The following is a 9,781-nucleotide window of genomic DNA, read 5'->3' as shown; positions in this document are numbered from 1 at the left end:
AATCTGGGGAGGTTTTCGTCCTTGGCGGACAAAACAGGGGCCAGCCCCGCCGCCAGCGGCCATTGAACGGCGATGTCGGGATCATTCCAGAACAAGCCGCCGTCATGCGAGGGGGCGTAATATTCGGAAACTTTGTAGACAACTTCGGTATCCGGCTCCAGCGTCATGAAGCCATGGGCAAACCCGGCAGGAACGAAAAGCTGCGCCCCATTCTCGGCCGATAATTCCGCACCTACCCATCTGCCGTAGGTTGGGGAGCCAGCGCGTATATCAACTGCAACATCGAATATCCGGCCGCGGATGCAGCGCACGAGCTTATCCTGCGCATAGGGTGGAGTTTGAAAGTGCAGACCGCGCACCGTACCTGCGGCGCGCGACAAAGACTGATTATCCTGCACGAAGCCGCAGCATATGCCGACCGCCTCAAGCTGCGCCTGATTATAGGTTTCGCTGAACCAGCCCCGGCTGTCGTTAAATCTTTTGCTTTTTAACAAAACGACCATTAGGCCCCGACCCATTCTTCATTTGAAATTTGACATGTGTTAAAAATGCGGCTTAAAAATGACGGACGATAGATTTTTGAATGCACAAAGAAGCACATCCAATAAATTTGGCAAATTTGCTCCTCATAAAAGTAAATAGGAATTAAATAACTGTGCTCGAATTAAATATTAAAGCTTTTGAGCTTAAATCAAAACGTGATCCCTTCTTATTTCCTGTTCTAAAGTTAAATATTAACTCGGACTCCGGTGGAGAATATATAAATTTACTTAATGGCACAAAAGCGAGCTTTATATTTGTGCCCAGTTTTTTTGGAGCAACGAATATAGGTTTCGACAGTAATGATTTCGAAATCCAGATTTTGTCATTTCGGAAAGGTCTTGGCGCGCGCCTGCGTGCGTTAACCACTTTCAAAGCGAAGAAAATTCTCAAGTTTCGTTCCGGCAAAATTTTGTTCGATGGGCCCGAACACACTAAGAAGCTGTTAATCCGCACCAACAAGCTCCTGACACGACTTAGATCACGACTCGATTCATTAACAATTAAGCAGCATCCAGAATTAATCATTGGCTGGGGCGAAAACGCTGTCCAGCTGGCAAAGCCACGTGAAGTTTCAACTCCTTCAACCTGGCTCGCCGTCGTTGTGCATGTCTATTATCCTGAAACTTGGCCAGAATTGGCGGAGGTGTTGCGCCATATCAGTTATCGGTACGATCTGTTCATAACCACTGTTTCTGACCGAACAGAACTGATAGCACAAATGAAGGCCGACTTTCCGCAAGCGCAAATCAAAGTGTTTGAAAATCGCGGTCGTGATGTCCGACCTTTTCTGCGCCTTTTGGAAGACGGAACATTGGCCCCCTATGATTTAGTCTGCAAAATCCACGGCAAAAGATCATTGGCCAACGACCCTTCGGGAAATCTCGGTGATATTTGCCGTCGTCGCATGTTATTTGATCTTTTGGTCGCACCAAATGTGATCGCGCATATCGTAAAACGCTTTCGCACCGAACCCAAACTGGGAATGATCGGCTCCAAAGCCTTTCATCTCAACCGAAAAAGGGATTTTGGCATATTCTGGAAAGCGAATTTTAGCCAAATGACACAGATTATTCGCGAACTCGGTGGCGATCCGCAAGAAATCAAGCCAAATTTCTTTGAGGGTACGATGTTTTGGGTGCGCCGAAGTGCTCTTAATAAACTCGCGCAGCTGAAATTGAGTGAACGTTTCGACGCAGAACGCGGCGCCAACGATGGCGCGTTAGAGCACGCTCTCGAACGTGTATTCGCTGTTGCGGTTCTGCTTTCTGGCTTCATCATTAATGCAATAGATGGACTGAATTTCTTCGATTTTTAAATGAAACCTGTTGCGCTTATCCGGATGGACTTGGTGAACTCGGCACGCACCACACGATCGTCGAGTTGGCAATGAGTGGCAAGCCAACTCGTTCAGCACGAGCAATTGTCGCAAATCAAGGGCTCAGTTGGCCAATCTGATGGCAATCAAGACCAATTGAAAATTGTAGGACCCCTCTCCCAAAGACAGGGAATGCGTGCATTGGCCAATGTAAACAGTGCTCGTTGATTAGCGCCCTCGAATAAGATTTGAACGCAACGGCCAATTATGATATTTGTTACGGTATCGAAATGAATTTGAGACGCGGCGATGGCTGCAAATTCAACAGCAAAACAGCGAGGACCAGGACGGCCCTTCCAGCCGGGTCAGTCGGGCAATCCCGCCGGGAAACCCAAGGGCGCGCGAAACCGGACGACATTGGCAATTGAAACCTTGCTGGAAGGTCAAGGCGAGGCCATTGGTCAGGTGGCCATCAGCAAGGCCTTAGACGGGGATATTGCCGCCGTCAGATTGGTGCTGGATCGTATTGCCCCGGCGCGAAAAGATCGCACGGTTGCTTTCGACTTACCGCATCTGAATGAAGCGGGCGATGCCGTGGCGGCGATGCGGGCGATCCTCCGAGCAGTTGCCGAGAGCGAGATTACGCCGGCGGAAGCCAATGAGTTGGCGCGTTTAGTCGATACCTTTGTCAAAGCTCTCGAAGCCAATGAACTGGCCATGCGCATCAAGCTGATTGAGGAGCATTTACACCATGGTCAGATCAAGGATATTGGCTAAGCGCATCGCGCAGGTACAACTGCCAAAACGACACATCACGGACGATTTTGATTTCACCAGATTATCGTCAGATGAGCGCGATCGCTTACGTATCATGCTCGAAGCGCAGATAGCCGGAACATTCCATGAAAAGGATCGTCCGCAGTTCCAACGGCTGATAAAGATTGCCAAAATTTAGAGCAGTTTTATCCCGCCAGATATCTTTTCCTGGTCCATCGTACCCACGTGACCAGGCATTTGCACAAATCTCACATCAACGCCAGAAGCCGTGATCGAATCGATTAAGGAAAAAGTTTGCTAGCTATCTGCTAGCTAGGTAATTTTGCCAGTTCGGAAAAATTTTGCTAAACTATTGAAAATATTGGCGCACCCGACAGGATTCGAACCTGTGACCTCTGCCTTCGGAGGGCAGCGCTCTATCCAGCTGAGCTACGGGTGCCTGTTATGATGTTTGAATAGCTTATTCGCTCGGAGCCGGCAACAGCCAAACCCCAAAAACTGGCCTGTCGCGCCAAATTCATCTTGCGGCCCTAGGCTGGCCCTTCAAAACCGTCGGCACGGCGCAGTTGCGGAAACAGCCGGGCCCAGAGCGCCACAATAAGCAGCGTGCCAACCCCGCCCAGCAACGCCGCGCCAACGGCACCCATAAAATAGGCCGCGAAACCCGATTCGAATTCGCCCAGCTGGTTGGACGCTCCGATGAACACAAAGTTGATGGCCGTAACTCTGCCGCGCATGTCATCGGGCGTTGCGATCTGCACCAATGTCTGGCGGACGACAACGCTCACCATATCGAACGCGCCCAGAGCAATCATGGCCAAGGCCGAAACCGCAAAATTGGACGACAGGGCAAAGACGATGGTTGCAAGGCCATAGCCCGCCACGCACACCAGCATCAATCGCCCCACCCTGCGGCGCAGGGGCACATAGGCCAGAAAAATGCCGGTCAGAGCCGCGCCGATCGCCGGACAACCGCGCAGCATTCCCAGCCCGCCGGGGCCGATCATCAGAATGTCGCGCGCATAAATCGGCAGCAGCGCCGTTACGCCGCCGAGCAGCACCGCGAAAAGATCGAGCGAGAGCGCGCCCAGAACAATGGGATTGCTGAACACGTAGCGTGCGCCAGCCCTGACACGCTGCATCGTCGTGAGATGCGCCTCGCTCGATACAGCCCGCACTTCGGGCAGTCCGGCCATTATCAGAGCCGCACTGGCAAAAAGAAGAGCCGGAAGAATAAAAATGGCATCTCCCATCAGAGCATAAAGCAACCCGCCAGCCGCCGGCCCGACAATAGTTGCAACCTGAAAGGCCGACGAATTGACCGCTACAGCCCGGGAAAATTCCTCCTTGGCGACGAGATTAGGCAAAATTGCCGACATTGCGGGCGCATTGAAAGCCCTTGCCGTGCCAAGCGCGAACAGACACAAATATATCGGCCAGACGCCAAGGCCCGGCATCAGGGCAAAGCCCAGCAATGCCAGAGAGCATCCGGTCTGGGCAATATTGCACACCATCCCAATGCGGCGCCGGTCCCTGCGATCTGCCGTATCACCGGCAAGGCCGACAAAAAGCAGCAAGGGAAGAAATTGCGCCAGACCTACAAGACCAAGGCTCAGGGCGCTGCCCGTAATCGAATACATATGCCAGCCGATGGCCACATCCTGCATTTGCGCGGCAAAAGCCATCAGCACCCGCACCGAAAGGAAGCGGACAATGCTCGGCTTACGCCAAAGAGAATTTTCTGAAACAAGAGAAGACATGCGGGAATTTCGCCTTACACCAGAAGGATAAGGCCCGACTCACGGCAAATCCAGCCCTGTTCTCAATGGCAAAAATGATTGCCCTCGCCAAGACAAAACGGCACTGTGCGCTGGAACCTATGGAGGATTTCAATTGCCGGGCCTTGGCTGGGACATTCTTGCGGGAATTTCAGTAGCAGGCGTGTTGCTGCCGGAATCCATCGCTTATGCCATGATTGCCGGTGTCGGCCCGGCCCACGCGATCATGGCCGGCCTGATCGGACTTGTGGTCTATGCACTGCTGGGCCGCAGCCGCTATGCCATTGTCGCGCCGACCTCGTCAGCAGCAGCCATTCTTGCGGCTGCGGCCCTGTCGCTTGGCTTTGTCGGGCCAGATCAGAAGATCATCGCAATGTCCGGGCTGGTGCTGTTGTGCGGCGTGCTCTTCGTCGCAACAAGCCTTGCGCGGCTAGGCGCGCTCGCCTCCTTCGTATCAAGACCGGTTCTTCGGGGCTTTGCCTTCGGTCTAGCCCTCACCATTATCATCAAGCAAATTCCGTTGATTGTCGGCTTAGATCATATCAGCGGCACGCCAATCTCGGTTGTGTACCAGTGCCTGAAGCGCGTCGCCGAATGGAATCACGTCTCGACGCTGCTCGGCATTGCCGCCCTGACGCTGCTTGTCGCCTTGCGGCGTGTACATGGCCTGCCATCGGCACTACTTGTCATCATATTTGGCATTCTGGCAGCATATGCCCTGCCCTTGCAGGCCTATGACGTTCATCTGGTCGGACTCATCAGGCTGCCGCTTGCAACGCCGCAAATTCCCCTGCTCTCATTTGACCAGTGGCTTAGTCTGGCGCAACTGGCGCCGCCGCTCTTTCTGATTATTTTTGCGGAATCCTGGGGCTCCATCAGAACTCTCGCGCTCCGCCACGACGACAAGACAGATGCCAACCGGGAGCTTCTGGCGCTGGGATTTGCCAATATAGCCGCGGGTCTTATTCAGGGGCTGGGGGTAGGCGCAGGTTTCTCCGCCTCGTCGGCCAACGAAGCCTCGGGCGGGCGCTCACGCCTTGCGGGGGTCATCGCGGCGCTGGCATTCGCCAGTCTCATGCTGCTTATACCAGAGATTATCGGGCGCCTGCCGGAAGCGGTTCTGGCGGCAGTGGTCATTTCTGTGCTTCTGCACGCGCTGGACCCGCGCCCGATCCTCAGATTATGGGACATCAACCGCGATCAATATGTCGTCATCGCCTCGGCAATAGCGGTTCTGGCACTTGGCGTGCTGTATGGCATGCTGATCGCCATCGGCCTTTCGCTCTTTGCGCTGGTTAGGCGGCTCGCCCAGCCCAAAGTGAGCATTCTGGGCCAGTTGGGCGACAGCCACGATTATGTCGATCTGCGCCACTACCCCGATGCCCGACAGGACCCCGAAATTCTGGTGCTTCGCCCGGCGCGGCCGATGTTTTTCGCCAATGCCGATGCAATACTCCAGCACTGCGCCACGCTCAGCGCCGGATCATCCGTGCGTGCCGTCATACTCAGTCTGGAGGAAAGCCCGGATTTTGACAGCACAACCGCCGATGTTCTGCACGAGTTCAAACAGCAACTCGATAAATCGGGCAAACAGCTCTTCTTTGCCCGCGTTCATGGCGACATAGTGCAGTTGCTGACGCGCTATGATGAAGGTGCACTCGGAGCCACGGACATACGCGGCGTCAGCGTTGCCGATACGGTGGCATTGGCGCGGCGAAGCCTGACGACGCCACGCCCCGCCTAATTGCTGCGGTAAAAGAGCCCGATGGTCAAAAGCACGCCGATGCCGATTATGGCGATACGCAATACGCGCTCGTTCACCCGCTTCAGCGCCCAGACGCCAACCTGCCCGCCAATGATGGCGCCGACACCCAGCACGAGCACCTTCGGCCAGGCAATGGGCGACGAATAGATGAAAATGGCCACGGCGGAAGCATTCATGACGCCGGCGAGCATGTTCTTCGTTGCCCCGGCGTTGCGCACGGGCAGACCAGCCATTGTCAGCGCAGCGAGCATAAGGAACCCAATTCCGCCACCAAAATATCCGCCATAGATCGCGATCAGAAACTGAGCGACAGCGGTGCCGACCGGGCCGAGATCCTTCGACGCATGGCTTGCCTTCGGGCCAAAGCTGCCCCAGCCGAACATGACAGTAGCAAATAGCACGAGATAGGGCACGAGATGGGCAAAAAATGACGCGGGTGTGGCCAGCAACAGAATGCCACCGACGGCACCGCCGACGATACTCAGGCCAAACAGGACATAAAAAGGCAGGCTTGCCGTGCCTGAAACCATCTTTCGCCCGGATAGACCGGTGAATATCTGCCCGGGGAAAAGCGCGACGGTAGACGCGATATTCGCGGCGCGCGGATCAAGTCCAGAGATAATCAGCGCCGGCAAAGTGATAAACGACCCGCCTCCGGCCAAAGCATTCTGCGCACCGGCCCACAATGCTGCCAGAAAGAGCACAATCATCATGGCCATGAAATGCAGCCTTCAACTTGAGGAGAGACCATAAATGGAAACTGACTGATCAAAGGGTGAATGGCGCGGCGTAGGGGAATCGAACCCCTCTTACCAACGTGAAAGGCTGGTGTCCTAACCGATAGACGAACGCCGCTCCGCACCGTCACGAACCATTACGTCCGCGAACGTTGGTTCGTATACTGGCATGAACGCATTGTGGCAAGCGCTAATGACAATATTTTCACATTAACCCCGAAAACCCGTGGCAAGCACGTAAAGCTCCGCCGAGCCCGCACGGCTGGCTGCGGGCTTCACATGGCGCACCACGGCAAAATCCCGCTTCAGATTGGCCAAAAGCTCGCCCTCCGTGCCGCCCTGAAACACTTTTGCGATAAAAAAACCGCCGGGAGCCAGCACTTCGCGGGCAAAATCGGCCGCCAGTTCGATGAGCGAAATTATTTTGAGATGGTCGGTCTTTTTATGGCCGGTCGTATTGGCAGCCATATCTGAGATGACCCCATCGGCGCGAATCTCCTCGCCATTGGCACCAAGCAGAGCGCGCAGGCGCTCCGGCGCTGACGAATCAAGAAAATCCATCACGGTGAATTCCACCCCTGGAATCGGATCGATATCCAGCAGATCGATGCCGACGACCCTTCCCACAGGCCCAGTTCCTTCGCCAATTGAGTTGACGCGCTTGGCGGCTACCTGCGACCAGCCGCCCGGCGCCGCACCAAGATCGACGATCCTCATCCCCGGCTTTAAGAGATGGTATTTGTCATCCATCTCCAGCAATTTGAAGGCGGCGCGGGAGCGATATCCCTCGCGCTTAGCTAAGGCAACATAGGGGTCATTCAATTGGCGTTCCAGCCAGATCGTTGAAGAGAGCGAGCGCTTGCGGGCTGTCTTCACGCGCACCTTGAGCGAGCGTCCGCCTTCCCGCCCCGTGCCTGATTTTTGCGTCAAGACTGCGCTCCCCCGATATTGCCAAGACCCCAGACCCTGTCCATTCGCATCATTTGCGTCAAAATGCCCTCTCTTAATCCCCTGTCGGCAATGCGTGTGCGTCCGGCCGGAAAAACACGCCGTATGGCCTCGAATATGGCGCAACCCGCCAGAACCAGATCGGCCCGCTCCGGCCCGATGCAGGCGTTGCCAGCCCGGTCGGCATAGGACATGGCCTTCAGCCGCTGCATCGCTTCCTGAACCTCGTCGTCGCTCATCCAAAGGCCGTCGATCTGCCGCCGGTCATATTTGGCCAGATTGAGATGAATTCCGGCTATGGTTGTCACCGTACCCGATGTTCCGAGCAGATGAAAACGTCCGCAGCGGCGCAAATCCGCTGTTGCCTCGATGAAATCGCCCATATTTTCCATGACATGCGCGACGATGGCTTCATAGGTTTCGGGCGTCACATGCATGCCGCCGAATTTCTCGGCGAGAGAGACAACGCCCATCTGCAACGATGCCCATGCGCGCAAGCGGCCGCTCGTTGGTGCGAGCGGCTCGCGTTCGAGCCAGATAATTTCCGAAGAGCCGCCGCCGATATCAAAAATCAGAACGGATTCTGCGTCGGGATCAGCCAGAGTTGAACATCCGGCCACGGCAAGCCGCGCCTCTGTTTCGCGATCGATAATTTCAAGCCGCAGCCCGGTCACGTCAAAGACACGATCAAGAAACTCCTGACCGTTTTCGGCTGTGCGGCAGGCTTCGGTGGCGATCAGCCGCGCGCGGGTAACGCCGCGCAGATTCATCTTGTCGCTGCATACGGAAAGCGCAGACAATGTGCGCTCGATCGCGGATTCGCTCAGACGTCCCGTCTGCGACAGACCTTCACCCAGCCTCACAATGCGCGAGAATGCATCAACAATGCGAAACCCGTCCTGATTGGGCCGCGCAATGAGCAACCTGCAATTATTGGTGCCGAGATCCAGAGCCGCATAGACATTCTTCGTGCTTGCCGGAAAGAGGCGAGCCCGTTCATCAGACACGGCAATGCCGGAGCCATTTGAACCGGACGCGCCAAGGCACGCCTGATTCAAATCATTCATCTTTCTTGTCACACAAACCACCTCCCTGCCTGGCCGGGGCGCAGGCAGGTAAAAACCAAGTTGTGCAACAGCTTATCAGAACTTTATGATATTATCCACAACGACGTTGGTCAGACCATGGCCATGCCGCCATTGACGTGCAGCGTGACGCCAGTGACATAGCCAGCTTCCGCGCTTGCAAGATAAACCACGGCAGCGGCGATGTCCTCGCCCTGTCCAAGGCGGCCCATCGGCACATTCTGCAGAATGCCTTCCTTCTGTTTGTCGTTCAGGGCATCTGTCATCGGGCTGGTGATGAAGCCCGGCGCAACACAATTGACCGTGATGCCGCGGCTGGCAACTTCCTGCGCGAGCGACTTCGACATGCCGATCATGCCGGCCTTCGAAGCGGCATAATTGCCCTGACCCGCATTGCCTGTAACGCCCACCACCGAGGTAATGCTGACGATGCGGCCGTAGCGGCGCTTCATCATGCCTTTCAATGCCGCGCGGGCGAGGCGGAACGACGAGGTGAGATTAACGTTGAGCACCGAGTCCCAGTCCTCGTCCTTCATGCGCATGAACAGCCCGTCGCGGGTGATGCCTGCATTGTTGACCAATATATCCAGCCCGCCCATGGCAGCCTCTGCGGCAGGCACCAGAGCCTCCACTTCGTCCTTATTGCCGAGATTGCACGTCAGCACATGAACGCGGCTGCCGAGCTCCGCAGCCAGAGCATCAAGCGCATCGCGACGCGTGCCTGAAATCGCCACGGTCGCACCCTGCTTGTGCAGCGCGCGGGCTATGGACCCGCCCAGACCGCCGGTCGCGCCTGTGACGAGTGCCTTTTTATCGTTGAGTTCAAACATGGC

At 55.6% G+C, this 9,781-nt stretch carries 10 protein-coding genes and 2 tRNA genes; 4 read left to right on the top strand and 8 right to left on the bottom strand.

Going from position 1 to position 9,781, the window contains the following annotated elements; all coding sequences use genetic code 11:
* On the bottom strand, positions 1-503 hold a 503-nt coding region (gene rfbC / locus AC0N03_RS14630), incomplete at its 3' end, for a dTDP-4-dehydrorhamnose 3,5-epimerase (protein WP_474289551.1).
* A gap of 152 nt (positions 504-655) precedes the next feature.
* Between rfbC and AC0N03_RS14625 the strand changes: the two genes are divergently transcribed.
* From AC0N03_RS14625 to AC0N03_RS14615, 3 genes are all read left to right on the top strand, one after another.
* Positions 656-1,858: a rhamnan synthesis F family protein gene (locus AC0N03_RS14625; RefSeq protein WP_474289550.1), complete on the top strand. Its 1,203-nt coding sequence runs from the start codon at positions 656-658 to the stop codon at positions 1,856-1,858.
* Between the two features lie 309 nt (positions 1,859-2,167).
* On the top strand, positions 2,168-2,635 hold the full coding sequence (locus AC0N03_RS14620) for a DUF5681 domain-containing protein (protein ID WP_474289549.1): 468 nt from the start codon (positions 2,168-2,170) through the stop codon (positions 2,633-2,635).
* Entirely contained in the window at positions 2,610-2,813 is a 204-nt protein-coding gene (locus AC0N03_RS14615) for a hypothetical protein (RefSeq protein ID WP_474289548.1), read from the top strand. Before AC0N03_RS14620 ends, AC0N03_RS14615 begins: the two co-directional genes overlap by 26 nt.
* Before the next feature lie 184 nt (positions 2,814-2,997).
* Here AC0N03_RS14615 and AC0N03_RS14610 read toward each other — a convergent pair.
* Positions 2,998-3,074, bottom strand: a tRNA-Arg gene (locus AC0N03_RS14610).
* A gap of 91 nt (positions 3,075-3,165) precedes the next feature.
* Positions 3,166-4,395: an MFS transporter gene (locus AC0N03_RS14605; RefSeq protein WP_474289547.1), complete on the bottom strand. Its 1,230-nt coding sequence runs from the start codon at positions 4,393-4,395 to the stop codon at positions 3,166-3,168.
* 133 nt (positions 4,396-4,528) lie between these two features.
* On the opposite strand from AC0N03_RS14605, the gene AC0N03_RS14600 reads away from it, so the two are divergent.
* On the top strand, positions 4,529-6,157 hold the full coding sequence (locus tag AC0N03_RS14600) for a SulP family inorganic anion transporter (RefSeq protein WP_474289546.1): 1,629 nt from the start codon (positions 4,529-4,531) through the stop codon (positions 6,155-6,157).
* Here the strand turns inward: AC0N03_RS14600 and AC0N03_RS14595 are convergent.
* The 5 genes from AC0N03_RS14595 to fabG form a co-directional block, all read right to left on the bottom strand.
* On the bottom strand, positions 6,154-6,897 hold the full coding sequence (locus AC0N03_RS14595) for a sulfite exporter TauE/SafE family protein (protein WP_474289545.1): 744 nt from the start codon (positions 6,895-6,897) through the stop codon (positions 6,154-6,156). The genes AC0N03_RS14600 and AC0N03_RS14595 overlap by 4 nt on opposite strands.
* A gap of 61 nt (positions 6,898-6,958) precedes the next feature.
* Positions 6,959-7,033: transfer RNA gene (locus AC0N03_RS14590), tRNA-Glu, on the bottom strand.
* Between the two features lie 92 nt (positions 7,034-7,125).
* Positions 7,126-7,845 carry an RlmE family RNA methyltransferase gene (locus AC0N03_RS14585; protein WP_474289544.1) on the bottom strand — a complete coding sequence of 240 codons (720 nt, stop codon included), beginning with the start codon at positions 7,843-7,845 and terminating at the stop codon, positions 7,126-7,128.
* The gene (locus AC0N03_RS14580) at positions 7,842-8,930 is read right to left on the bottom strand and encodes a Ppx/GppA phosphatase family protein (RefSeq protein ID WP_474289543.1); all 1,089 of its coding nucleotides are present in this window, start codon (positions 8,928-8,930) and stop codon (positions 7,842-7,844) included. The genes AC0N03_RS14585 and AC0N03_RS14580 overlap by 4 nt, the downstream gene beginning before the upstream one ends.
* Positions 8,931-9,040: 110 nt before the next feature.
* Positions 9,041-9,778 (bottom strand): 3-oxoacyl-[acyl-carrier-protein] reductase, encoded by a 738-nt coding sequence (gene fabG, locus AC0N03_RS14575; protein WP_474289542.1) that lies wholly within the window; start codon positions 9,776-9,778, stop codon positions 9,041-9,043.
* Positions 9,779-9,781: the final 3 nt, after the last annotated feature.

Source organism: Methylocystis sp. sgz306128 (assembly GCF_056032725.1).
The sequence above is the reverse complement of the archived record's forward strand: the minus strand, read 5'-3'. Positions and strand labels throughout refer to the sequence as shown.

Excerpts from the sequence above, each read along its gene's own strand:
- AC0N03_RS14620 (WP_474289549.1), top strand. The coding sequence starts at position 2,168 with ATGGCTGCAAATTCAACAGCAAAACAGCGAGGACCAGGACGGCCCTTC.
- AC0N03_RS14615 (WP_474289548.1), top strand. The coding sequence starts at position 2,610 with ATGGTCAGATCAAGGATATTGGCTAAGCGCATCGCGCAGGTACAACTG.
- AC0N03_RS14605 (WP_474289547.1), bottom strand. The coding sequence starts at position 4,395 with ATGTCTTCTCTTGTTTCAGAAAATTCTCTTTGGCGTAAGCCGAGCATT.
- AC0N03_RS14595 (WP_474289545.1), bottom strand. The coding sequence starts at position 6,897 with ATGGCCATGATGATTGTGCTCTTTCTGGCAGCATTGTGGGCCGGTGCG.
- AC0N03_RS14580 (WP_474289543.1), bottom strand. The coding sequence starts at position 8,930 with ATGAATGATTTGAATCAGGCGTGCCTTGGCGCGTCCGGTTCAAATGGC.
- fabG (WP_474289542.1), bottom strand. The coding sequence starts at position 9,778 with ATGTTTGAACTCAACGATAAAAAGGCACTCGTCACAGGCGCGACCGGC.